Here is a 24,758-nt window from a genome sequence, read left to right as displayed (position 1 = left end):
CGGGTCAGGCGCGGGGAAGGACCAGGGGGAGCGCGGTGGGGAACCCTGCCCAGTCGGCGCTGGCGATGCTGGCGTGGTGGGCGGCCAGTTCCGCCACTCTTGCGCGGGCGGCGTCCGGGTCCGTGCCGACCGCGGGGGGCACGTGCTGGGCGTCGGTCATGATCAGCAGGTAGTTGTTGGTCGAGTACCAGGCGGTGTCGATGCCGCCGGTGACGTACGCCGTCGCGTCCCCGTCGAAGACCACGAACCAGGGGCGCAAACTGGTGTCGGCGTACCGGCTGCGGGGATCACCGGCCTGTGCCCGGTGCACGGCCGGGAACGCCTGGGCCCGGGCCAGCGTGCCGGCGCCGGCGAGGGCGGCCAGGTGGCGGGCGTACTCCACGTCCGTCCAGAGCACGTCGGTCGGGTTGCCCTCCTCCACCGTGCCGGGGATCAGCTCGACGATCACCTTCCCGGCGAGCTGCGCCCGGGTCGGCCAGGCGTCCGCGCGGGCGGCGGCGTCCAGGGAGGGGTACGCCCCGCGCAGCTGGGCGGGGGTGAACACGCGGTCGCCCAGCCGGGCGGCGAGCACCGCGTCGAGTTGGGCCGGCCCCTGCCCGGTGCGGCTGCTGAAGCCGGTCTTCAGCTCCAACTTGAGGATCAGCGGTCCGGCGTCCGGGTGGGCGGCCAGCCACAGCCGGATGTTGTCCAGGCAGTGCTCCAGGTTCCGGTTCCGGGTTCCCGTGTAGAGCTGGGCGGCGCTGGTCGCGGCCACGCAGTTGTTGTCGTTGCCGAGCGGGTTGGAGTGGCTGACCCGCCACTGCCGGACGAAGATGTCCGGCCAGACGTCCAGCTCGATCATCCCCGGGCGGGCGTCGAGCGCCTGCGCGAGGTAGGTGTACGTCGACTTCTCGTACGCGTTGTGGGTGCCGACGGCGGTGGCCGCCGAGACGCGCGTGGCCGGGTCGACCGCCGCCTGCGCGGGGGTGGGGGTGAGCAGCGCCGCGGCGACCGTGCCGGCGGCGAGGGCGGACAGGAGCGGGAGTCTGCGCATCGGCGTGTCTCCTCGGGTCGGGGATGCCTGCACAGATCCAAATAGATAAATGTGAACGGCGGAAGGCGTGCCGCCGACCGCGGAGCGGGCAGCGCCGGGGCTGGTTATGGTCGTCGGGTGAACCGACTCGCTGACGCCACCAGCCCGTACCTGCTCCAGCACAAGGACAACCCGGTCGACTGGTGGCCGTGGTGCGACGAGGCGTTCGCCGAGGCGAAGCGGCGGGACGTCCCGGTCGTCATCTCGGTCGGTTACGCGGCCTGCCACTGGTGCCACGTCATGGCGCACGAGTCGTTCGAGGACGAGCAGGTCGGCGCCCTGATGAACGAGAACTTCGTGTCCATCAAGGTGGACCGCGAGGAGCGCCCGGACGTCGACGCCGTCTACATGACGGCCACGCAGGCCATGACCGGGCAGGGCGGCTGGCCGATGACGGTCTTCGCCACCCCGGACGGCACCCCGTTCTTCTGCGGCACGTACTTCCCGCAACCCAACTTCATCCGGCTGCTCCAGTCGGTCACCACCGCCTGGCGGGACCAGCGGGACGCCGTACTCCGGCAGGGGGCCGCGGTGGTCGAGGCGATCGGCGGCGCCCAGGCCGTCGGGGGTCCGTCCACCCCGCTCACCGCCGACCTGCTCGACGCCGCCGCCGACCAGCTCGCCAAGGAGTACGACGGGACGCACGGCGGTTTCGGCGGGGCGCCCAAGTTCCCGCCGCACATGAACCTGCTCTTCCTGCTGCGGCACCACCAGCGCACCGGCTCCGACCAGAGCCTGGAACTGGTCCGGCACACCTGCGAGGCGATGGCCCGCGGTGGCATCCACGACCAGCTCGCCGGGGGCTTCGCCCGCTACTCGGTGGACGCGCACTGGACCGTGCCGCACTTCGAGAAGATGCTCTACGACAACGCGCTGCTGCTGCGCGTCTACACGCACCTGTGGCGGCTGACCGGCGACCCGATGGCGCGGCGGGTCGCCCGGGACACGGCCCGTTTCCTCGCCGACGAGCTGCACCGGCCGGGCGAGGGCTTCGCGTCCGCGCTGGACGCCGACACCGAGGGCGTCGAGGGCCGCACGTACGTCTGGACGCCCGCCCAGTTGGTCGAGGTGCTCGGGGAGGAGGACGGCCGCTGGGCCGCCGACCTGTTCGACGTGACCGAGGCCGGCAACTTTGAGCACGGCACGAGCGTGCTGCGGCTGGCCCGGGACGTCGACGACACCGCGCCGGAGATCCGGCAGCGCTGGCAGGACGTCGTGAGCCGGCTGCTGGTCGCCCGCGACGCGCGCCCGCAACCGGCCCGCGACGACAAGGTGGTGGCCGCGTGGAACGGCCTCGCGATCACCGCCATAGCCGAGTTCCAGCAGGTCGCCGCCGGGTATGCGCAGGACGCCCCGGGCGACGACGCCAACCTGATGGAGGGCGTCACGATCGTCGCCGACGGGGCGATGCGGGACGCGGCCGAGCACCTGGCGCGCGTACACCTCGTGGACGGGCGGCTCCGGCGGACCTCGCGGGACGGCCGGGTCGGCGAGTCCGCCGGGGTCCTGGAGGACTACGGCTGCGTCGCCGAGGCGTTCTGCGCCATGCACCAGCTCACCGGGGAGGCGCGGTGGCTCGCCCTGGCCGGCCAACTCCTCGACGTGGCGCTGGAGCGGTTCGGCGCTCCCGACGGCGGGTTCTACGACACCGCCGACGACGCGGAACGCCTCGTCACCCGGCCGGCCGACCCGACCGACAACGCCACCCCGTCCGGCCGCTCGGCGATCGTCGCGGCGCTGGTCGCGTACACGGCACTGACCGGGGAGAGCCGGTACCGGGAGGCGGCGGAGGCGGCGCTCGCCACCGTGGCGCCGATCGTGGCCCGGCACGCCCGCTTCACCGGGTACGCGGCGACCGTCGGCGAGGCGCTGCTCTCCGGGCCGTACGAGGTGGCCGTGGTCACCGACGACCCGGCCGGCGAGCCACTGGTCCTGGCGGCGCACCGGCACGCCCCGCCCGGTGCGGTGATCGTGGCCGGCCGGCCGGACCAGCCCGGGGTGCCGCTGCTCGCCGACCGGCCGATGGTCGACGGGCGGCCCACCGCGTACGCCTGCCGGGGTTTCGTCTGCGAACGCCCGGTGACCCAGCTCGGCGATCTGGTGGCGCAGCTCACCGCCCGGTAGGTCCGGTTGCGGCCGGTGTGTCCGACGGAGCGGAACCGGGCGGTGTCCCGGGCCACCCGCCGGGCGGCGGGTGGCCGGGAGGGCCGGGCGGCGGCGGGACGGAACGGCAGGCCGGATAGGCTGGCGCCGCTATGGATTCCCGTACCGGTCTGCCTGTTGTCGGCATGGTGGGCGGCGGCCAGCTGGCCCGGATGACCCACCAGGCCGCGATCGCCCTCGGCCAGTCCCTGCGCGTGCTCGCGCTCGCCCCCGACGACGGCGCCGCCCTGGTAGCCGCCGACGTGCAGTACGGCGACCACACCGACCTCGCGGCGCTGCGCACCTTCGCCAAGGGCTGCGACGTGGTCACGTTCGACCACGAGCACGTCCCCACCGAGCACATCGCGACCCTGGCGGGCGAGGGCGTGAAGCTCTTCCCGCCGGGCGAGGCGCTGGTGCACGCGCAGGACAAGCAGGTCATGCGGGAGCGGCTGGGCTCACTCGGCGCGCCGAACCCGGCCTGGCGGCCGGTGGCGGCCCCCGCCGACCTGGTCGCCTTCGGTGACGAGGTCGGCTGGCCGGTGGTGCTCAAGGCCGCCCGGGGCGGGTACGACGGCCGCGGCGTGTGGCTGGTGGACGACGCGGCGCAGGCGGCCGAGCTGGCCGCCACGCTGCTCGCGGGCGGGACGCGGCTGATCGTCGAGGAGCGGGTGGCGCTGCGCCGGGAGCTGGCCGTGCAGGTGGCCCGGTCGCCGTTCGGGCAGGTCGCCGCGTACCCGGTGGTGGAGACCGTCCAGCGGGACGGGATCTGCGTCGAGGTGCTGGCCCCCGCGCCGGACCTGCCCGAGGAGCTGGCGGTCGGTGCGCAGCAGCTCGCCATCGACCTCGCCACGGCGCTCGGTGTGGTGGGCCTGCTGGCGGTGGAGCTGTTCGAGGTGGCCGACTCCTCCGCGCCCACCGGCAGCCGCATCGTCGTCAACGAGCTGGCGATGCGTCCCCACAACTCGGGGCACTGGACGATCGAGGGGGCCCGGACGTCGCAGTTCGAGCAGCACCTGCGGGCGGTCCTCGACTACCCGATGGGCGACACCTCGCTGACCGCGCCGGTCGTGGTGATGGCGAACGTGCTCGGCGGCGAGCCGGGCGGCATGTCGATCGACGAGCGGCTGCACCACCTCTTCGCGGCCGAGCCGGGCGCCAAGGTGCACCTGTACGGCAAGCAGGTACGCCCCGGCCGCAAGATCGGGCACGTGACGGTGCTCGGCGACGACCTGGACGACGTACGGACGCGGGCGGCGCGCGCCGCCCGCTGGCTGCGGGAGGGGCGCTCGTGAGCACGGTCGGTCTGATCATGGGCAGCGACTCGGACTGGCCGACGATGAAGGCCGCCGCGGAGGCGCTGGACGAGTTCGAGGTGCCGTACGAGGTCGGCGTCGTCTCCGCCCACCGCACGCCGGTCAAGATGATCGAGTACGCGCGTACCGCTGCGGACCGGGGCCTCAAGGTGATCATCGCGGGGGCGGGCGGTGCCGCCCACCTGCCGGGCATGGTCGCCGCGGTGACGCCGCTGCCGGTGATCGGCGTGCCGGTGCCGCTGAAGTACCTGGACGGGATGGATTCGCTGCTGTCCATCGTGCAGATGCCGGCCGGCGTGCCGGTGGCCACGGTGTCGATCGGCAACGCCCGTAACGCCGGCCTGCTCGCCGTCCGCATCCTCGCCGCCGCCGACCGCACGTTGCTCGACCGCATGTCGGCCTACCAGGCCGGCCTGGAGCAGCTCGTCGCCGACAAGGACGCCGCCCTCCGCGCCTCCCTCAGCTGACAGCCCGCCCGCTCCGCAAGGGTGGGTGCGGCGCCGGCACGCTGCTCCGGAAGGGTGGGTGCGGCGCCGGCACGCTCTGCTCGACCTCGCCGAGGATCCAATGACCCTCGAATTCACCGCATGCCGCGGAGGGCGGTCTGGAGGCGTTCCTGGGCGCGGCGGCGCCGTTCGTTGCTGGCCCCCAGGATCAGCAGCAGGATCCCGACCGGGATCAGCGCCAGCCACGGGCCGAGGCTGAACAGCGCGTGGATGGCCGTGATCGCGGTGACCGTCGCACCCACGATCACCGGCGCCTGCTGCTGGCTCATCGAGCCGAAGATCAGTACGGCGACCGCGCCGAGCAGCAGGAGCACCTGCCGCAGCGTGCTCGTATCGGTGGCCAGCACGATCGCCAGCGTGGGGACGAAGGCGGCCACCAGCGCCGGCCCGTACGCCACCCAGCTGCTGATCTCGGCGTGCTGGCGCAGCTCCAACACCCCGACGAGCAGGGCCAACGCGGCGAACGGCAGCGTGTACGCCTCGGGCAGCGCGACCTCGGCGACCCGCATGAGGATCCACCAGGCGGCGATCTCGCAGACCACGACCGCCCAGAACAGGATCCGGCGTTCCACCGGCCGACGGCCGGGTCGCGCCGCCGCCACCCCGAGGACCGCGCCCCAGGCGGCGAGCAGCGCGGCGATGTGCCGGGGTGAGTCGTACGCGAGAGCCAGGGCGATCAGTGCGGCGGCGTGGCCGCTCCACTCGACGGTGGCCGCCTCGCGCTGCGCCTCCGGGCGGCGCAGGCGGGGCAGCGTCGCCGCGAACACCTGGAGGGCCGCGCCGACGGCGAGGACGCCGAATGCGGACCACACCGCCGCGAGACCGGCGACCAGGCCGGCGGTGAGCACGAAGAGCTGCGCCATCAGCGAGGCGAACAGCCAGCCGAGGATGCGGGCCCGCTGCGTGGCGCCGAAGATCGCCGCCACCGTACCGACGCCCACGGCACCGCCCAGCGTGAACAGGGTCAGCTCCCGGGTGGCGAGGCTGCCGGCGAGCCCGGCACCGCCGGCGGCCAGCCCGATCACGAAGACGAGCACCCGGGCCAGGCGGAGCGAGCGGGCCCGCTCGACCAGCGCCGGCGGCGGCGTGAGGGCCAACCCCAGCATCGAGATCGTGAAGACCGCCAGCCCGGCGAGGGTGGTCGCCCGCCAGCCGATGCCCAGGGCCACGGGTGTGATGAGCAGGGTCACCGCGGCACCCGGCAGCACCACCGGCACCGCCCGGCTCCGGCGGCCGCCGCTGAAGCCGACCGCGGCCAGCGCGGCGGTCGCCGTCAGCAGCAGCGCGGTGAGCACGTGGGTCGGGTCCACCGCGGCGGGCGGCGGGGTGAGCAGCTCCGGCGGTGGCCCCTGCCAGATCCGGCTGAGGGTGCGCTGCGGCTCGACCAGCGCCACGTACAGCGCTGGTGCCAGCGACACCAGGGCCAGCACCGTCGGCAGCGCGGCCGCGGCGAGGGCCCCGGCGGCCGGGTTGACCCGCCAGCGCCGTGTGCCGGTCTCGGGGAAGCGCCGGAGAGCGCCGTCGAGGAGCACCGACCACCGGCGCACCGGCGCCGCCGAGCCGGCGGGCGGCTCGGTGGCGCTGCGGACCAGTTCGGCGAGCACCCCGAGGAGGGCCGCGGCGGCGGCGTACACCCCGACCGGGAGACCGGTGGGGGCGGCGGCGAGGGCACTGACCGTCGCGCCGCCGACCACCGCGACACTCACCCAGGGCAGGTACTGCGGCACCTGCCGGCGGACGGCGGCCACGGCGGCCAGACCGAGACTGGACGCGGCCAGCGCGGCGGTCAGCACCACCTGCGGCGAGCGACCGAACTCGGCGGCCAGGGCGGCGACGGCGCCGGGTAGCGCGAGCAGTGCGGCGCCCGTCGCGGCGCCGCCGATCTGGGCGAGGTGCGACGGCATCCCCTCGACGTCGATGTCGTCCACCTCGGGCGTCGCGAGGGTGCGGGCCAGCGCCGCCACCACGACGCCGATCAGCACGATGCTGCCGAGCGCCAGCGCGGTCGTCCACGGCCGGACCAGCCCGGCGCCGGCCGCGTGCAGCGCCACCACACCGGCCACGACGGCCCGGGAGACGGCGGCGCGCGGGTCGACGGAGGCCACGGCGGCCATGCCGTACACGGTGGCGACCGTCGCGCCGACCAGCACCGGCGACCACCACTCCAGCGCGAACGCGGCCGGAGCGCCGATGGTGGCCAGGACGACGGCGGCGCCGGAGACGTCGTACCGCCACGGCGGCGGCAGCAGGACCGCCGCGGCGACGGCCAGCAGCAGCAGTGCGACCGGTGCCTGCCAGGTGGAGCCACCGGTCGGGGCGGCCGGCCAACCCGTCAGGTCACCGGCCCAGATCGGCCCCGGGGTGGCGAGCACGCCCAGGCCACCGCGCAGGGCGGACCAGCCGGCCAGCAACCCGATGAGCACGCCGCCGACGGCGAGACCGAGGGTCGGCCCGCGCCGCCACTCCTCGGGCAGGGCGCGGGCGGCCATGGCGACGACCAGCACCAGCCCCGCCGCCACCGCCAGCTGCCCGCCGGGGGCGATGACAGCGGCGATCCGGAGCAGGGTGGCGATCAGCGCGGCGGTCACCGCCGCGGCGGCCAGGTCGGATCCGTCCAGGCTGAGGTCGGAGCGCCGGCCGGCGTCGATGGACGGTGCGAGGAACAGCAGGACGGCGGCGACCAGCAGCAGCGCGCCGACCCACGCGTCGGCGGCGGTGGTGCCCGGTGCCCCGAAGGCGGCGGCGGCCACCGCCAGGGCGCCCAGACCGGTGCCCACCGCCAACGGGACCGGAAGGTGCCGCTGCGACACCTGCACGATGGCGGCGTACCCGAGCGTGACGCAGACGGCGAGGAAGCTGGCGGCCAGCACCGGCACGGTCACCTCGCGCACGCCGGCCGGCGTGAGGGTCGGGCCGGCCGGCGCGGTGGCGGCGACGAAGGCGGCCACGGCACCCGGTAGCGCGAACGCCGCGCCGCCCGCGGCCCACGCCGACACGGTGTCCGCCGGGGCCGGAGCGAGGCGGACCCGGGGTGCCGCGGCGACCAGCACCCCCGCCGCGAACAGCGTGAGCAGGACGGCGGCGGTCAGCGCGGGCCGGGCCAGGCCGGCCCCCGCACCGAACAGCCCCACCCCGGCGGCGGTGGCGGCGTGTGCCAGCGCGGCCCGCTCCGTCCGCGCCGACAGGCCGAGCACCCCGATGACGATCGCGGCGAGCACCATCGGCCAGGGCGCCGCCGCCCACCCGAGCCCGAACGACGCCGGCACGGCGAGCGCGGTCAACGCCCCACCCACCACCGCGAACTCCCGGCGGATCTCGGACGGCAGGGCCACCACGGCGGCGACGGTCAACAGCAGGGCGCTCGCGGCGAGCTGCCCGGTGACCGGGCCGGCCGCGGCGGCCAACTCGGTCGCGTACCGGTCGAGGTCGGCCGCCCACGCCGGTTGCGCGGCCCGGACCGCGGCCACCCCGGCGCGCAGGGCGCCGCCGGCCACCACCACACCGCTGACCGTCAGCGCGATGGCGGAGGCGAACTGCGGCCCGCGCCGGGCCGCCTCCGGAACGGCACGGACGGCCACGCCGGTGATCGCGATGACGGCGGCGATCAGCAGCAGCGACTGACCGGGCAGCGCCACCGAGACGACCCGGCCCACCGCGCCGATCACGGCGAGGGTGACGATGCCGGCCCCGACGTCGGGCAGCGGCGGCCGGCCCAGCCCGAGCGTGCCGGCGAGGCAGACGACCGCGGCGAACAGCAGCGCGACACCCGCGCCGGTCGCGGCCGGCACGGTGGTCGCGCGCAGCAGCGCGGTGACGGCGTACGCGAGGGCGACCGCCACCGCGACGGCGTGCAGCCCCCAGGCCGCCTCCCGCAGCCACGGCACCGGTCGGGCGGTCGGGGCGTCGGCGCCCGCCACGGGGCCGCCGAGCACCTCCTCCGCCTCCTCGGGGGCGCCCTCGGGCCGCCCGGTGCCCTGGCGCTGCCGCGGCGCGACCGGGGTGCCGTCCGGCCGTCCGGTCGTGGCTTCCGGTGCGGCGGTCGCGGGCGTCTCGGGCAGGTCCCGGCGGACCGGTCGCTCCACGGCGACCGGTGAGCGGGCCAGCCAGAGGTCGAGGACAGCGACCAGGGTGAGCAGCACCGCCCAGCCCCCGGGCCCGGTGACCCGGTCGTACGCGAGCAGCGGCAGCACGGGTTGGGCGGCCAGCACGCTGGCGAACCGGGGGGCGCGCAGCCCGGTCCAGCCGGCGTACGCGAACGACACCCCAGCGGTCACCGCGAAGATCACGCCGGCGAAGACCGCGCCGGAGGCACCGCCGTTGCCGATCCGGTCCACGGCCCACAGCGCGTACCCGGCGAGCGGCACCAGGAGCAGCCCCACGGCGGCGATGGTCTCGGCGGTGGAGGTCAGCCCACGCCGGGCCAGCACCGGCGGCGCGAGCAGCATCAACACCGTCGCGAGGAGCAGCACGCCCAGCCGGGCGAGCGCGTCCATCGAACTGGTGGCGACCGCGGCGAAGACCACCGCGGCGACCCCGAGCAGCAGCGCGCCGAGGCCGAGCGGGATGTTCTGCACCTCACGGCTGGACGCCTCCGGCGGGTGTTCCGGGTTGTCGGCGTCCAGCCAGGCGGCCGGCGGAGGTGGTGGCGGCGCGTCGTCCGGCCCCGGGGGCGTGCCCTGGCGGGGCACCCGCGGCGGCGCGCCGGTGGCGGCGGTCGGCGGGCGTCGGCCGGGCCGGCGGCGCAGCACCCGGCGCGGGCGGGTGGCCTGCTTGGTCCGTTCCTCGCCGGCGTGGGCGAGGATGTCCCGCTGGAAGAGCGCGGCCTGCATCTTGGCGGCGATCTGCCGCTGCTCGCGGGCGATCTCGGCGTCCCGCGCCTTCATCTCCGCGATGGACCGCTCGATCTCCGCCAGGTGTTCCAGCCACTGTGGCTGCTCCGCGCCGCAGTGCGGGCAGCGGACGGCCGGCTTGATCTCACGGCCGCACGAGGAGCACTGAAAGCTCGCCACGACACCCCTCCACCCGCACTGTGGACCTCCACTGTCGCAGCATGCCCAAAGCTGGCGTGGATTTCGACCGTTGTCGGCGGGTCCGGGGTGACGACCGTCGGCGTACCCGATGACGGCCGGCCGCGGCAGAGCCCGCGCGACCGGCCGTCAGGCGAGGTCAGGCAGGTGTCAGGGCCGGCCCATGCCGCGGTACTCCCAGCCGGCCTGCGTCCACAGTGTCGGGTCGAGGCAGTTGCGGCCGTCGACCACCTTGCGGCCGGCGACCAGCTCGCCGAGGGCCACCGGGTCGGCGTTGCGGAAGTCGGCCCACTCGGTCAGGACGCAGACCAGGTCGGCGCCGGTCACCGCCTCGCTGACGCCCGGCTCGTAGGTCAGCTCGGGCGCCACCGCGCGGGCGCGCTCCATGCCCTGCGGGTCGTAGACGTGCACGTCGGCGCCGGCCTTGCGGAGCAGCGACGCCACCGCGAGGGCGGGCGCGTCGCGGACGTCGTCGGTGTTGGGCTTGAAGGTCGCACCCAGCACCCCGATCCTCGTGCCGGACAGGTCGGGGCCGGCCGGGCCGGAGCGGCGGCCGAGCAGGTCGGCGGCGAGCTGCACGACGCGGGTGCGGCGGCGCAGGTTGATCAGGTCGACCTCGTGCAGGAAGCGCAGCGCCTCGCCGGCGCCCAGCTCCTGCGCCCGGGCCTGGAAGGCCCGGATGTCCTTGGGCAGGCAGGCGCCGCCGAAGCCGAGACCGGCCTGGAGGAACCGGTTGCCGATCCGGGGGTCGAAGCCGATCGCCCGGGCGAGGTGGGTCACGTCGCCGCCGGACGCCTCGCAGACCTCGGCCATCGCGTTGATGAACGAGATCTTGGTGGCGAGGAAGGCGTTCGCGGCGACCTTCACCAGCTCGGCGGTGGCGAAGTCGGTGACCACCAGGGGCACCTCGCGGTCCTCGGTCGCGGCCAGGTCGAAGACGCCCTTGTGGGCGGCGTAGAGCATGCCGTTGGCCCACTCGCTCTTGACGCCCACCACGATCCGGTTGGGTCGCAGCACGTCGTCGACGGCGAAGCCCTCCTGGAGGAACTCGGGGCTCCACGCCACCTCGACGCCGAGGTCAGCCGGTGTGTGCTTGCTCACGAGCTGCTCGACCCACTCGGCCGTGCCGACCGGCACGGTCGACTTGCCGACGATCAGCGCCTTGCGGGTGAGGTGCTGGGCCAGGCTGGTGACGGCGGCCTCGACGTACGACAGGTCGGCGCCCATGCCGTCGGCGCGCTGGGGGGTGCCCACGCAGATGAAGTGCACGTCGCCGAAGTCGGCGGTCTCGGCCATGTCGGTGCTGAACCGCAGCCGCCCGGCCGCGAGGTTGCGCTTGAGCAGCTCGTCGAGGCCCGGCTCGTGGATCGGCACCTCGCCCGCGTTCAGCATGGCGATCTTGTCGGCGTCGACGTCGAAGCCGAGCACCTCGTACCCCAGTTCGGCGTAACAGATGGCGTACGTCGCGCCGAGATAGCCGGTGCCGAGGAAGGTCACCCGGGGACGGGCGGCGCCCGAGGGCGGCGTCACCGCGCCGATGGGAGGCATCGGCTGGCTGTTCGGGTAGGGGATCGTCACGCCTGTCTTCTCCGCTCGCACTGGCGCCGCTCGTAGCGTCGCATCCTGCTGCGGCGCCTGCCAGGGCACCGGAGGTGGTAGTGGTATTCGTCCTGTCCTGTCATGGTCGCCGGCAGGTCGGAGGTGTGGAAGACCCCAGCCCTACGCGGCGGTAACATCGCCCGGACCGTGGTCGCTATCCTTCAGTCTGCGCTGTCCGCGGCCGTGTGACGCTACAGACTGCGCATGATAGCCGTGAAGGGGAGGGGCCGACATGGCCGCAGAGCAATCATTCGACGTCTACCGGCTTACCGACGAGCACCGGGCGGTCCGGGAGGCGGTCCGTGAGGTCTGTGCCGCCAAGGTGGCTCCGCACGCCGCCGAGGCCGACGAGACCGGCGAGTTCCCGAAGGCGTCGTACGACGCCCTGCGGGCGGCCGACTTCCACGCACCGCACATCCCGGTCGAGTACGGCGGCGCCGGGGCGGACGCCCTGGCCACCGCCATCGTGATCGAGGAGGTCGCCCGTGCCTGCGGCTCGTCCTCGCTCATCCCGGCGGTCAACAAGCTCGGCACCATGCCGCTGATCCTGGCCGGCTCCGAGGAGCTCAAGCGGAAGTACCTGACCCAGGTCGCGTCCGGCGACGCGATGTTCTCGTACTGCCTGTCCGAGCCGGAGGCCGGCAGCGACGCCGCCTCGATGACCACCCGGGCGGTCCGCGACGGCGACCACTGGGTGCTCAACGGCGTGAAGCGGTGGATCACCAACGCCGGGGTGTCCGAGTTCTACACGGTCTTCGCCGTCACCGACCCGTCCGCGCGGTCCCGGGGCATCTCGGCCTTCGTGGTCGAGAAGTCGGACTCCGGGGTCAGCTTCGGTGCGCCGGAGAAGAAGCTCGGCATCAAGGGGTCGCCGACCCGCGAGGTGTACCTGGACAACGTCCGCATCCCGGCCGACCGCATGATCGGCGCGGCGGGCACCGGCTTCGCCACCGCCATGAAGACCCTGGACCACACCCGGGTCACCATCGCCGCCCAGGCCGTCGGCATCGCCCAGGGCGCGCTCGACTACGCCCTGGGGTACGTCCAGGAGCGCAAGCAGTTCGGCAAGCCGGTCGCCGACTTCCAGGGCATCCAGTTCATGATCGCCGACATGGGCATGAAGCTGGAGGCGGCGCGGCAGCTGACGTACACGGCGGCCGGCAAGTCCGAGCGGGGCGACGCCGACCTGACGTACTTCGGCGCGGCGGCCAAGTGCTTCGCCTCCGACGCCGCCATGGAGATCACCACCGACGCCGTCCAGCTGCTGGGCGGGTACGGCTACACCCGGGACTACCCGGTCGAGCGGATGATGCGCGACGCGAAGATCACCCAGATCTACGAGGGCACCAACCAGGTGCAGCGCATCGTGATGGCCCGCCAGCTGCTCAAGGGCTGACGGTCGGGGGCGGGCCGGTCGTCCCGGCCCGCCCGCACGGTCAGCGCAGTTCGGTGGTCGTGTCGTCCGGCCGGCTCGCGCCGCGCGGCGGAGCCGACCACGGCGACTCGCCGCTCGCCCGGCGGGGCAGCGGCTCCGTCGGCGTCGGGTCGGGGTAGCCGAGCGTCATCGGGGCCGTGTCCCGGTCCGACGTCGTCGGCCAGTCGCTGAGGGTGAAGTCCGTCCGCTGCGGGCCGTCCACCGGGGTCAGCTCCGCCCCGGCCTCCGGCCGTGGCCACTGCCGCCAGCGCTGCCCGCTGAAGGCGGCCATCATCAGCATCAGGCCGAGGAGGAAGAGCGTCCCGTTCTCCACCGGCAGCCGCAGCGGGAGCGGGTCACCGAGGACCTTCCACCCGTCTGGGATCCGGTCGCGCACGGTGAACGGTGCGACGAACGTCCCCACGTACGGGGCGGCGAGCAGCAGCCCCGCGACCAGCGGGCCGACCGGCGAGACCCGCAGGGTGCCGAGCAGCCCGAGCAGGATGCCGCCCACGGCCAGCCAGACGGCCGGCTCGATGAGGTTGGCCGAGTTGAAACTACCGATCTCCACCCAGCGGGCGACGGTGCGGGCCGAACCGTCCTGCCCGAGGGTGACCAGGACCCAGGTGACGGGCGCCACCACCAACCCGGCGAGGAAGCTCCAGAGATGTCGCATCCGCGCACCGTACCGTTTCCGTCATGACCGAGCACCCCTCCACCACGCCGCCAGGGAAGCCGACCTCGTACTCCCGGGTGACCCTGAGCCGGATCATGACCGCCGTCGACGTGAACCTCTACGGCACGGTGCACGGCGGCGTGCTGATGAAGTTCGTCGACGACGTGGCGGGGGCCGCGGCGGCGCGGCACAGCGGCGGGACGGCGGTGACCGCGGCCATCGACGAGATTGTCTTCTCGGAAGCGGTGCGGGTGGGTGACCTCGTGCACGCGTACGCCCAGGTCAACTGGACCGGGCAGACCTCGATGGAGGTCGGCGTACGGGTCACCGCCGAGCGGTGGGACTCGGCCGAGGACAAGGCGGTCCGGGTCGCGACGGCGTACCTGGTGTTCGTCGGCGTCGACGTCGGCGGCACCCCGCGGATGATCCCGCCGGTGCTGCCGGAGACCGTCGAGGACGAGCGGCGCTTCCGGGAGGCGGAGATCCGCCGCGCCCACCGGCTCGCCCGCCGCCGCGCCATCCAAGCCCACCGCGCCGGCTGAGGTGCAAGGAAGGGCCCCTTGTTAACACCTGTAGGCCGCGCGACCCACACAGGGTGGCACCCGGGCATGTGGGCCCGGCACGTGCGCCGGCCGGGGTCGGGTGCGGAGAATGGCGCTGCGAGGTAGGGCAAGATGGCGCCACGGCCCATGCACAGCGTCGTGCCGGGGCCCGAGGGAGGGTGGATCAGTGGGTGACGTGCTGTGGACGCCGCCGGCGGACGTCCGTGAGCGGTCCCGGATCGGGAACTACCTGCGCTGGCTGCGCGAGCACCGGGGGCTCGACTTCGCCGACTACGACGCGCTGTGGCAGTGGTCGGTCACCGACCTGCCCGCCTTCTGGCAGTCGATCTGGGACCACTTCGAGGTGGTGGCACACACCCCGCCCAGCGCCACGCTCGCCGACCGGGGCATGCCCGGCGCGCGCTGGTTCCCCGACGCCACCCTCAACTACGCCGAGAACGTGCTGCGCATGCCCGGCCGCGCGGACGACGACCCGGTGGTGATCGCGCACGGGCAGACCCGGTCGCCCGCCACGCTCACCGCCGCCGGGCTGCGGGAGCAGGTCCGCCGGGTCGCCGCCGGGCTGCGCCGGCTCGGCGTCGGCGCCGGCGACCGGGTGGCCGCGTACGCGCCGAACATCCCCGAGACGTACGTGCTGCTGCTGGCCACCGCCAGCCTCGGCGCCGTCTTCTCCTCGTGCGCGCCCGAGTTCGGCACCCGCAGCGTCACCGACCGCTGGCAGCAGATCGAGCCGAAGGTCCTGGTCGCCGTGGACGGCTACCGCTACGGCGACAAGCCGGTGGACCGGCGCGCCGAGGTGGCCGCCATCCGCGCCGCGCTGCCGTCACTGCGGCACACCGTCGGCATCGCGTACCTGAATCCGGCCGGCGCAGACGGCCATGATGCGGCCTCCGCGCCGCTGGACGGCGCTGCGGACCGGATGACGACCGCGCCCGAGGGCGCGCTCACCTGGGCGGACCTGGCCGCCGAGACCGACGAGCCGCTGACCTTCACGCCGGTGCCGTTCGACCACCCGCTGTACGTGCTCTACTCCTCCGGCACCACCGGCCTGCCCAAGCCGATCGTGCACGGCCACGGGGGCATCCTGCTGGAGCACCTGAAGATGCTCGCGCTGCACCACGACCTCGGCCCGACCGACCGGTTCTTCTGGTTCACCACGACCGGCTGGATGATGTGGAACTTCCTGGTGTCCGGGCCGGCGGTGGGCGCGGCGATCGTGCTCTTCGACGGCAACCCCGGCCACCCCGACCTCGGGGCGCTGTGGCGACTCGCGGCGGACACCGGCACCACGTACCTCGGCACCTCGGCCCCGTTCCTGCTGGCCTGCCGCAAGGCCGGGCTGGCCCCGAAGGAGATCGCCGACCTGTCCGCGCTGCGCGGCCTCGGCTCGACCGGTGCGCCGCTGCCCGCCGAGGGCTTCACCTGGGTGTACGAGCACGTCGGCGACCACCTCCAGCTCCAGTCGCTCTCCGGCGGCACCGACGTCTGCACCGGCTTCGTCGGCGGCGTGCCGCTGCTGCCGGTGTACGCGGGCGAGATCGCCTGCCGGGCGCTCGGGGCGAAGGTGGAGGCCCGCTCGGGCGACGGCACCCCGGTCATCGGGGAGTTGGGTGAGCTGGTCATCACCGAGCCGATGCCGAGCATGCCGGTGGGTTTCTGGAACGACCCCGACGGCAGCCGCTACCGCGAGGCGTACTTCGACGTCTACCCCGGGGTCTGGCGGCACGGCGACTGGATCACGATCAACGAGCGCGGCGGCTGCGTGATCACCGGCCGCTCCGACGCCACCCTGAACCGGGGCGGCGTCCGCCTCGGCACCGCCGAGTTCTACTCGGTGGTGGAGGGGCTGGACGAGGTCGTCGACTCGGTCGTCGTCCACCTGGAGGACGACGAGGGTGGCGCCGGCGAACTGCTGCTCTTCGTGGTGCTCGCGGAGGGGCTCGACCTGGACGACGCGCTTCGCGCGAAGATCTGCCGCGAGCTGCGTACCGCCCTGTCGCCCCGGCACGTGCCCGACGAGATCCACCAGGTCCGGGCCGTCCCGCGCACCCTGTCGGCGAAGAAGCTGGAGATCCCGGTCAAGAAGATCCTCACGGGTACCCCGGTCGACAGCGCCGCCGCGAAGGGCGCCCTGGCGAACCCGGAGTCCCTGACGGCGTTCGCCGCCCTGGCGACCCAACGCCGCGCCGAGCACGACCAGTCCACCCCGGCCTGACCAGGCTCAGGTCCGGCCGACGGTGCGGGTGACCTGCTCCGCCGCGGCGCGGGACTCGACGCGGGCGGGGTCGAGGTTGGCGCAGAGGACCGTGCTGGCGCCGGCCGCCAGCGGGGCGAGCAGCCAGTCGACCGGATCGGGGTACGCCCCCGTGTCGATCAGGACGCGGTCGTCGCGGGCGATGCCGAGTTCGTCCGCGCGTCGCCGCGCGCGCTCCACCGGCTCCTCCCCGCCGGCGGCGTACGGGGTGAAGTGGTCGCCGTGCACGCGTACCTCGGACACGAAGTCGGCGAAGCCTGGCGGGACCTGCCGCATCGGCAGGGCGAACGGGTCCAGGGCGAGGACGTAGCGGTCGCCGGCGGACCACGCGTCCGCCTCGGCCAGCCGGCCGGCGGCGACGAAGAGGACGTCCACGTCGCCCGGATCCCCGGCCACGCCCAGGCCGGCCGACCAGGTGCCGAGCAGGACGGCGGCGGTCTGCCAGTGCGGCGGCAGCAGCACCGCGGCCGTGTCGCCGGGCCCGAGGCCCAGCCCGTCGACGAGCAGGTTCGCCGTCTTGGCCACCCAGTTCGCGCAGGTCGCTCCGGAGAGCTCGGTCCGTTCACCGGTCGCGTCGTCGTACCAGGTCAGCAGCGGTCGGGTCGGGTCGGGCGCGGTCGCGGCGGCGAACACCCGGGCAATGTTGTCGGCCATCGGCGCGAACGATACGCCCCCGCCGGCCGTAGAAGATGGCGACGACCGAGAGACTGCCGGCGTGCGGCTACCCGACACTCTCCAGGTCGGCGTACCGTCGGGTCGCAGTCATTGCCCACCGGGGGGCCCGGCGTAGGCTTGCCCCCGGAGTGTTGTTCCCCACAGGCCCGCCAGTTTCAAGGAGTCGCCCCGTGACCGCCGGCCGACCGCCCCGCGTGCTCATCGACGCCACGAGTGTCCCCGCCGACCGCGGCGGCGTCGGTAGATACGTCGACGGCCTGCTCGGTGCGCTCGGCAAGGTGTGCGGGTCGGGCGTGGACCTGGCGGTGGTCAGTCTCCGCACCGATCTCGAGCGCTACACCCGCATGCTGCCCGGCGCGGAGATCATCCCGGCGCCGGCCGCCGTCGCGCACCGCCCCGCCCGGCTCGCCTGGGAGCAGACCGGCCTGCCGCTGCTCGCCCAGCAGGTCGGCGCGCAGGTGCTGCACTCGCCCTTCTACACCTGCCCGCTGCGTGCCGGTTGTCCGGTCACGGTGACCGTGCACGACGCGACGTTCTTCACCGAGCCGGAGCACTACGACAAGAGTCGCCGCACCTTCTTCCGCAGCGCGATCAAGACCTCGCTGCGCCGGGCCGACCGGGTGATCGTGCCGAGCAAGGCCACCCGGGACGAGCTGATCCGGCTGCTGGACGCCGACCCGACCCGCATCGACGTCGCGTACCACGGTGTGGACCACGCCGCGTTCCACGCGCCGGGCGAGGAGGAGAAGGCCCGGGTCCGGGCCCGGCTGGGGCTCGGCAGCCAGAGCTACATCGCCTTCCTCGGGGCGAAGGAGCCCCGCAAGAACGTCCCCAACCTGATCCGGGGTTGGGCCCGCGCCGTCGCCGACCGAAAGAACCCGCCCGCCCTGGTGATCGCCGGCGGTCAGGGCCACGACGACGACATCGACCGCGCGGTGGCCGAGGTTCCGTCGCACCTGCGGCTGCTCCGCCCCGGCTACCTGCGGTACGCCGACCTGCCGGGCTTCCTCGGCGGGGCGCTCGTCGCGGCCTACCCGTCGTACGGCGAGGGCTTCGGGCTGCCGATCCTGGAGGCGATGGCGTGCGCCGCGCCGGTGCTCACCACCCCCCGGCTCTCGCTGCCGGAGGTGGGTGGCGACGCGGTCGCGTACACCAGCGAGGCGCCGGACCAGATCGCGACCGACCTGGCCGCGCTGCTCGACGACGAGCCGCGCCGGCTGTCGCTCGCGAAGGCCGGCTTCGACCGGGCCAAGGAGTTCACCTGGGAGTCCAGCGCCGAGGTGCACATCGCGGCCTGGTCCCGGGCGCGGGCGTGAGCGCGGGTTCCGTGGGGGTGACCGCCCGGCGCCCGCTTGCGGCGTCGGGCATGATGTCCCGGTGATTTACGCCGTCATCCCGGCGGGAGGCAGCGGCACCAGGCTGTGGCCGCTGTCCCGCGCCGGGCACCCGAAGTTCCTCCACCCGCTCACCGGCACCGCCGCGTCGCTGCTCCAGGCGACCGTGGATCGGCTCGGTCCGTTGACCACGCCGGAGCGCACGCTCGTGGTGACGGGGGCGGCGCACGTCACCGCGGTGGCGCGTCAGTTGTCCGTGCTGCCGGAGGAGAACATCCTGGTCGAACCGTCGCCGCGGGACTCGTGCGCGGCGATCGCTTTGGCCGCCGCGGTGATCGCGCGGCGGGAGCCGACGGCGGTGATGGGGTCGTTCGCGGCCGACCACCTGATCGGCGACCCGGAGCGGTGGCGGGAGACCGTCCGCCAGGCGGTCCGCGGCGCCGAGCAGGGGCTGCTGATGACGGTGGGGATCACCCCCACCCGCGCGGAGACCGGCTACGGCTACCTGGAGACCGGGGCGCCGGCCGGTGACGGGCCGCTGCGGCCGGTGGCCGAGTTCAAGGAGAAGCCGAGCGCCGACGTGGCCGAGGCGTACCTGCGGTCCGGGCGGCACCTCTGGAACGCCAGCATGTTCGTCTGGCGGGTCGACGTCTTCCTCGCCGAGCTGGCCCGCCAGCAGCCGGCCCTGCACGCGGGCATCGCCGCGATCGCCGGGGCGTGGGGCACCGAGGACCAGGACGACGTGCTGGGCACGGTCTGGCCGACGCTGCCGAAGATCTCGGTGGACTACGCGGTGATGGAGGGCGCGGCGACGGCCGGCAAGGTGGCGACCGTGCCCGGCGACTTCGGGTGGAACGACGTCGGCGACTTCCACACGCTCGGCGAGGTGCTGCCGGCCGACCAGGACGGCAACGTCGTGCTCGGCGGTGACGCGAAGCCGGGTGTTCTCCTGCGGGACAGCGCGAACCTGGTGGTCGTTCCGTACTCCGGTCGCCTCGTCGCCACCGTCGGGGTGCGCGACCTGATCGTGGTCGACACCCCGGACGCGCTGCTGGTGTGCCCGCGCGACCGGGCCCAGGACGTCAAGAAGATCGTCGACGAGCTCAAGGAACGGGGCGAAGAGGGGCTCGTCTGAGTGCCGCCAGCGCGGGCGCGATCAACTGGGTGGTCCCGCCGGCCAGCGGCTCCGGCAGCCGGTCCGGCGGGAACCAGCCCAGGTCCTCGGACTCCTCGCTGACCCGGGCCTGCGCGCCGGGCGGCGCGAGGACGGCGAAGCGTACGTCGTGGTGGAACGAGCCGCCCTGACAGCCGACCGGGTGGACGTCCACGTCGATCGGCACCGGGTCGATCCGCAGACCGGCCAGTCCGGACTCCTCGGTCGCCTCGCGCAGGGCGGCGGCGGCCAGCGTACGGTCGCCGGGCTCGCAGTGCCCACCGAGCTGCACCCACCGGTGGAACTTGCCGTGCAGGCAGAGCAGCACCCGCTCGCCGGTGGCGTCCAGCACGAGCGCGCTCGCCGTGACGTGCCCGCCCCGGTGTTCGCGGCTCATCGCGACCGGCCCGGCGGCCAGCAGGTCGAGGGTGCGGTCCCGGGCGTCCGCGGCGGCGGCCGAGGTGGGTGTCCAGCCGCGCAGCACAGCGACGGCGTCGGCGTGCAGCTCCGTGTTAGGAAGGGACCCTTTTACTACGTCAGGCGTTAACAAGGGGCCCTTCCTGTCATCCGCGGGCACCTGGACACCTTACGTGCGGGGTCTTCGTACGCTGGCGCGGTGACGTTGCGACTCCTGGAGTTCGTGGTGGCCGGTAACGAGGCCAGCGACCTGCTCCCCGTGCACTCCACGGCCCTGCTGCGGGCGCACGGCGCCCGGCGCGGCTTCTGGACCGTCCTCGACGAGGGCCCGGTCGAGCACTGCCTGGCTCTGCTCCTCGAACTCGACGACGGCACCTGGACGGCGCACCACGTGGCCGCCGACGCCGGGCCGGAGAACGGCCGCACCGAGGACGGCGAGGCCCTCGCCCACCACGACGGCTGGGTGTACGTCTTCGGCTCGCACTTCGGTTCCAAGGCCGGTCCGCTGCGCCCGCGCCGGGCGTTCGTGGCCCGGTTCCGGGAGGACGACGCGGTGGGTGGCCGGCTGCCGGTGCAGGTGGTGCGCAACCGGTTCCGGGTCCACCGGGCGGTCAACGACGCCCTGCTCAAGGCGCCGTTCACCCCGCTCCCGTCGGGGGAGCGGGTCCGGTCCCGGTTCATCGGCGAGACCGTGGCCCGGGGCACCGCCCGGTCCAAGGGCTGGGTCGACCGGCTGGTCCCCGACGACCTGCCGCTGAACGTGGAGGCCGTCGCGTTCACCCCGGCCGGTACGGCGCTGCTCGGGCTGCGGTTCCCGGTCACCGCCGCCGGCGAGCCGATCCTCGTCGAGCTGGCCGGGGTGCCGGGCATGTTCGACGCCGCGCCGGTCTGGCCGGAGGCCCTCGGCGCGTACGTCCTCACCGGCGTGACTCCGCCCGGCGCGCTGACCGGGTTCCGGGCGGTCGCGCCCACCGCCGACGGTGGGTACGCGGCCGTGATCGGTTCGATCGACGCGCTCGGCAAGGGATCGGTGCTGCTGGAGGACCACCCGGCCGGCGGTGACGTCACCTCCCGGCACGTCCGCTTCCGCCTGCCGGGTGCGGGCCACCTGGTCACCGGTGAACTGGTCGCGGACCTGGCGCCGTTCCACCATGTGGAGGGGCTCGCGGAGCTGGACGGGAGCTGCTTCTACGTCACGGACGAGGACCACCGGGTCGCGCTCTGGGCAGGCTGACCGGGCGGTGGCCGCGAACAAGTCGGCGGCCGGGCGGTGGCCGCGAACAAGTCGGCGGCCGGGCGGCACCTCTGCGGACGTTCGGCCCGCAGACCCTCGTGGTGCCACCCGGTCGCCGATCGGTCCCCGGCCCCCGGGTTGCCCGGCCACCCCGCCGTGCGGCGTGTCGTGCCCGGGCAGTGGAAGCATGCCCAACCCGCCGGGGAGGCGTCGAGGATTTTCAGTCCAGGCTTAAAGGTGGTGATAACTGCCGCCCAGGTAGAGTGCGAAAAGCCGTCGGTGCCCCCTCCGCCGCCGGCAGGGGAGTGCCCATGCTGAGGATCTACTTCACCGGAGAGGACATTCTCCGCACCCGGGTGGCGCCGGCACCGGACCCGCTCTGGGAACTGGTCCTGAGCCTGCATCTGCTCCAGGGCCGCAGCCGTGACCCGCTCATGTCGACCTGGCGGCGCAGTGTCACCCGACGGCTCAGCCAGGACACCGCCGCCGACCAGATGCGGCTGCTCTTCGCCCTCAACCCGCCGCGCGGCTACTTCCCCGACTTCCTGACCCCGTACGAGAGCGTGTCGGGCTTCGACGCCGGGCTCGACGCGGTTCGCAGCACTCCCGCGCCCATGCTCCGGCGGGACGTCGCCCTGCTCGCCGGCGCCAACCCTCTGCCGGCCTCGGCGTCCGCGCTGGCGCGGGGCGAGACCGAGGTGCTCGCGCAGCTGACCCGGTCCATGGAGCAGTACCGCGACCTGGCGATCAGCCCGTACTGGCCGCGGATCCAGGCCGCGGTGGAGGCCGACCGCAACCGGCGGGCCCGGGCCCTGCTCGACGGCGGCGTGGAGGGGTTGCTCGCCAGCCTGCGCCCCGCGATGCGGTGGGCGTCGGGCGTGCTGGAGGTCCGCGACTACCCGCACAGCCGGGAACTGCACCTCGAGGGCCGGGGGCTGCTGCTGGTGCCGTCGTTCTTCTGTGCGCGTACGCCGGTGGCGCTGCTCGACCCGGCGCTGCCGCCGGTGCTGGTCTATCCGGTCGACCGGCTGGGCGGGCTCGCACCGGCCGGCGGTGGGGACGGCGTGCCGGCCGCCGGGCGAGACGCCTTGGCGGCGCTGCTCGGGCGTACCCGGGCCGCGGTGCTCGAGGCGAGCACCGACGGCTGCACCACCGGGGAGGTGGCCCGCCGCCTGGACATCTCGGCCGCCGCCGCGAGCCAGCACGCGACCGTGCTCCGCAACGCCGGCCTGCTGGTGAGCCAGCGCGACCGAAACACCGTCCTGCACACCATCACCCCGCTGGGCCGCGCGGTCCTGAACGCCTGACCGGCCCCACGGGTGCGGGCGCGGGTCAGAGCGCCAGGGCTGCTGTCGCGGGGGTGCCGGGTGGGGGTGGCAGGAGGGTCGATCGGAGGCCCTCGGCGGCCAGGGCGGCGCGGAGGCGGTGCACGTCCGCCCCGAACCGCACCAGACCGAAGGGATCGACCGGGGTCGCCGGGGAGCCGAGCACCAGCGTCGTGGCCCCGGCGGGCCAGTCGGGAACGGTGGCGACGAGCCGTCCGCGTACCTCCGGATCGGTGACGTGGGTGAAGACCGTGCCGGGCATGACCGCGTGGGCCACCGCGGCGATCGCCCGGTCGACCGCGGCCGGGTCGGGCGGCGCGGTGGCGGTGCCGTCGGTGAGGCCGGCGGCGTCGGTCAGCCCCGCGGTCCGGGCCTCGGCGGTGCCGAGCGAGAACAGGTCGAGCGAGGAGTCCCGGACCAGCGCCTTCGCGCCGGCGCCGTCGTCCGCACGGGCGGTGGTCAGGTAGCCGCGGACCACCGCCACCGGCACCTGGTCACACTTGCCCTTGATCAGCTCGCCGGCGCCGGCCAGTTCGTCGACCACCGCCATCTCGGTGAGTTCGAGTTCGTTGCCGTACGGGTCGACCTCGCCCCGGTGGTCCCGGATGGCGTCCATCCCGGCCACACCGAGCGCCACGTCGGTGAGCCCGTTGCGCCAGGGCCGCCCCATCGTGTCGCTGATGATCACCGCCACGTCCAGGTCGTACCGCTCGCGGAGCGCGGCGCGGAGCAGCCGGGCCGACGCGTCCGGGTCGACCGGCAGCAGCACCAGCCGGGTCTTGTCCACGTTGGAGGCGTCGATGCCGGCCGAGGCCATGACGAAGCCGTGGTGCGTCTGCACGATGCGCGTCGCGCCCCGGGTGGCGACCACCCGTGCGGTCTCCGCGGCCAGGACGTCGGCCCGGGCGGCGAGCCGCTCCGGACCGTCCGCCGGGACGTCGACAAGGCGCCCCTCCGCCTTCGAGACGATCTTGCTGGTCACCACCAGCACGTCCCCGTCGCGCAGCCAGGGCGCGGCGGTCGTGATCATGGCGGCCAGGTCGTCGCCCTCGGACACGTGGCCGATGCCGAGCACCGGCAGGATCTCCAGCCTCACGTCAACTCCACCGCGGCGCGGACCATGGCCGCCGTCGCCGCCTCGTCGGTCATCCGCAGCGGCACCGCGCGGACGGTCACTCCCGGCACCGTCGTCTCCGCGTCCTCCGGCGCGACCAGCCAGCCGTCGAGCAGGCCGCCGTCCGGGCGTCCGCCGTAGAGCCGGCCGACGCCGGCCGCGCTGCACTCGACGCCGAGGACGGCCAGGCAACGGTCGGCCATCCCGCGCACCGGGGCGGCGCCGATGATCGGCGACACGCCGACCACCGGGGCGGGACCGTCGTTGACCGCTTCCCGCAGCCCGGGCACGGCGAGGATCGGCGCGATGCTCACCACCGGATTGCTGGGCGCGATCAGCACCACGTCGGCGCCGGCGATCGCCTCGCTCACCCCGGGGGCCGGCTTCGCGGTCTCCGCACCGACGAAGACGAACCGGTGCGTGGGCAGGTCCGCCCGGTACCGGATCCACCACTCCTGGAAGTGGATGGCCCGCTGGCCGCCGTCCACGTCCACGACGACGTGGGTCTCCAGGCGGTCGTCGGTGGCCGGCAGCAGGCGCACGCCGGGCTCCCAGCGGCTGGCCAGCGCCGCGGTGACCTGGTGCAACGGGTACCCGCCGTCGATCATCGTGGTGCGGACCAGGTGCGTGGCGACGTCCTTGTCGCCGAGGCCGAACCAGGTGGGCTCCGCCCCGTACGCGGCCAGTTCCTCCTTCACCGTCCAGCTCTCGCCGACGCGGCCCCAGCCGCGCTCGGGATCGGCGCCTCCGCCCAGCGTGTACATGACGCTGTCCAGGTCGGGGCAGACCTTGAGCCCGTGCAGATAGAGGTCGTCGCCCACGTTCACCACGGCGGTCACCTCGGCGCCGACCTCCCGGGCGTACGCCCGGACGCCGAGCAGGAACCGGGCGCCGCCGATGCCGCCGGTCAGAACCACGATGCGCATGTCGACCATCC

Annotated in this window: 18 protein-coding genes; 10 read left to right on the top strand and 8 right to left on the bottom strand. The window is 74.4% G+C overall.

The features are described 5' to 3' along the window. Nucleotides 1–4: 4 nt before the first annotated feature. On the bottom strand, nt 5–1,033 hold the full coding sequence (locus AB0873_RS13930) for a phosphatidylinositol-specific phospholipase C domain-containing protein (protein ID WP_366600065.1): 1,029 nt from the start codon (nt 1,031–1,033) through the stop codon (nt 5–7). A 117-nt stretch (nt 1,034–1,150) separates the two neighbouring features. Between AB0873_RS13930 and AB0873_RS13925 the strand changes: the two genes are divergently transcribed. The 3 genes from AB0873_RS13925 to purE all read left to right on the top strand — a co-directional run bounded on the left by AB0873_RS13925 (nt 1,151) and on the right by purE (nt 4,997). Further along, nucleotides 1,151–3,196, top strand: a complete 2,046-nt coding sequence (locus AB0873_RS13925; RefSeq protein ID WP_366600064.1) for a thioredoxin domain-containing protein — start codon at nt 1,151–1,153, stop codon at nt 3,194–3,196. 131 nt (nt 3,197–3,327) lie between these two features. After that, nucleotides 3,328–4,509: a 5-(carboxyamino)imidazole ribonucleotide synthase gene (locus tag AB0873_RS13920; RefSeq protein ID WP_366600062.1), complete on the top strand. Its 1,182-nt coding sequence runs from the start codon at nt 3,328–3,330 to the stop codon at nt 4,507–4,509. Beyond that, nucleotides 4,506–4,997 (top strand): 5-(carboxyamino)imidazole ribonucleotide mutase, encoded by a 492-nt coding sequence (purE, locus tag AB0873_RS13915; protein ID WP_366600061.1) that lies wholly within the window; start codon nt 4,506–4,508, stop codon nt 4,995–4,997. Before AB0873_RS13920 ends, purE begins: the two co-directional genes overlap by 4 nt. A gap of 113 nt (nt 4,998–5,110) precedes the next feature. On the opposite strand, the gene AB0873_RS13910 is transcribed toward purE, so the two are convergent. Together AB0873_RS13910 and AB0873_RS13905 are read right to left on the bottom strand one after the other, a co-directional pair. Beyond that, complete coding sequence (locus AB0873_RS13910) at nt 5,111–10,045, bottom strand: permease (protein WP_366600060.1); 4,935 nt, start codon at nt 10,043–10,045, stop codon at nt 5,111–5,113. A 168-nt stretch (nt 10,046–10,213) separates the two neighbouring features. After that, nucleotides 10,214–11,641 carry a UDP-glucose/GDP-mannose dehydrogenase family protein gene (locus AB0873_RS13905; RefSeq protein WP_366600059.1) on the bottom strand — a complete coding sequence of 476 codons (1,428 nt, stop codon included), beginning with the start codon at nt 11,639–11,641 and terminating at the stop codon, nt 10,214–10,216. 253 nt (nt 11,642–11,894) lie between these two features. On the opposite strand from AB0873_RS13905, the gene AB0873_RS13900 reads away from it, so the two are divergent. Further along, nucleotides 11,895–13,058, top strand: coding sequence for an acyl-CoA dehydrogenase family protein (locus AB0873_RS13900; protein ID WP_366600058.1), 1,164 nt, complete (start codon nt 11,895–11,897; stop codon nt 13,056–13,058). A 40-nt stretch (nt 13,059–13,098) separates the two neighbouring features. Here the strand turns inward: AB0873_RS13900 and AB0873_RS13895 are convergent, their stop codons facing one another. Continuing rightward, nucleotides 13,099–13,752 (bottom strand): hypothetical protein, encoded by a 654-nt coding sequence (locus tag AB0873_RS13895; protein WP_366600057.1) that lies wholly within the window; start codon nt 13,750–13,752, stop codon nt 13,099–13,101. Nucleotides 13,753–13,775: 23 nt separating this feature from the next. Here AB0873_RS13895 and AB0873_RS13890 point away from each other — a divergent pair, with 23 nt between their 5' ends. Both AB0873_RS13890 and AB0873_RS13885 read left to right on the top strand, forming a co-directional pair. Next, nucleotides 13,776–14,294, top strand: a complete 519-nt coding sequence (locus AB0873_RS13890) for a hotdog domain-containing protein (RefSeq protein WP_366600055.1) — start codon at nt 13,776–13,778, stop codon at nt 14,292–14,294. A 187-nt stretch (nt 14,295–14,481) separates the two neighbouring features. Then, entirely contained in the window at nt 14,482–16,530 is a 2,049-nt protein-coding gene (locus tag AB0873_RS13885) for an acetoacetate--CoA ligase (protein ID WP_366600054.1), read from the top strand. Between the two features lie 6 nt (nt 16,531–16,536). Here the strand turns inward: AB0873_RS13885 and AB0873_RS13880 are convergent, their stop codons facing one another. Then, on the bottom strand, nt 16,537–17,223 hold the full coding sequence (locus AB0873_RS13880; RefSeq protein ID WP_366600053.1) for a TIGR03089 family protein: 687 nt from the start codon (nt 17,221–17,223) through the stop codon (nt 16,537–16,539). 191 nt (nt 17,224–17,414) lie between these two features. Here AB0873_RS13880 and AB0873_RS13875 point away from each other — a divergent pair, with 191 nt between their 5' ends. Next, nucleotides 17,415–18,560 (top strand): glycosyltransferase family 1 protein, encoded by a 1,146-nt coding sequence (locus AB0873_RS13875; protein WP_366600051.1) that lies wholly within the window; start codon nt 17,415–17,417, stop codon nt 18,558–18,560. A 61-nt stretch (nt 18,561–18,621) separates the two neighbouring features. Beyond that, nucleotides 18,622–19,713 (top strand): sugar phosphate nucleotidyltransferase, encoded by a 1,092-nt coding sequence (locus AB0873_RS13870; protein ID WP_366600050.1) that lies wholly within the window; start codon nt 18,622–18,624, stop codon nt 19,711–19,713. On the opposite strand, the gene AB0873_RS13865 is transcribed toward AB0873_RS13870, so the two are convergent. Beyond that, a complete protein-coding gene (locus tag AB0873_RS13865) occupies nt 19,682–20,281 on the bottom strand; it encodes an NUDIX domain-containing protein (RefSeq protein WP_366600049.1) in 600 nt (199 codons plus the stop codon). The genes AB0873_RS13870 and AB0873_RS13865 overlap by 32 nt on opposite strands. 66 nt (nt 20,282–20,347) lie before the next feature. Here AB0873_RS13865 and AB0873_RS13860 point away from each other — a divergent pair, with 66 nt between their 5' ends. Continuing rightward, on the top strand, nt 20,348–21,382 hold the full coding sequence (locus tag AB0873_RS13860) for a hypothetical protein (RefSeq protein ID WP_366600048.1): 1,035 nt from the start codon (nt 20,348–20,350) through the stop codon (nt 21,380–21,382). A gap of 311 nt (nt 21,383–21,693) precedes the next feature. Next, nucleotides 21,694–22,689, top strand: a complete 996-nt coding sequence (locus AB0873_RS13855) for a helix-turn-helix domain-containing protein (RefSeq protein ID WP_366600047.1) — start codon at nt 21,694–21,696, stop codon at nt 22,687–22,689. A 25-nt stretch (nt 22,690–22,714) separates the two neighbouring features. Here the strand turns inward: AB0873_RS13855 and AB0873_RS13850 are convergent, their stop codons facing one another. Both AB0873_RS13850 and cofD read right to left on the bottom strand, forming a co-directional pair. Continuing rightward, complete coding sequence (locus tag AB0873_RS13850) at nt 22,715–23,803, bottom strand: coenzyme F420-0:L-glutamate ligase (RefSeq protein WP_366600046.1); 1,089 nt, start codon at nt 23,801–23,803, stop codon at nt 22,715–22,717. After that, on the bottom strand, nt 23,800–24,747 hold the full coding sequence (cofD, locus tag AB0873_RS13845; protein WP_366600045.1) for a 2-phospho-L-lactate transferase: 948 nt from the start codon (nt 24,745–24,747) through the stop codon (nt 23,800–23,802). The genes AB0873_RS13850 and cofD overlap by 4 nt, the downstream gene beginning before the upstream one ends. Nucleotides 24,748–24,758 lie beyond the last annotated feature (11 nt).

Origin of the sequence: Micromonospora sp. NPDC047707 (genome assembly GCF_040704235.1) — a bacterium.
GTDB lineage: Bacteria > Actinomycetota > Actinomycetes > Mycobacteriales > Micromonosporaceae > Micromonospora.
This window is presented reverse-complemented; position numbering and strand designations above follow the sequence as displayed.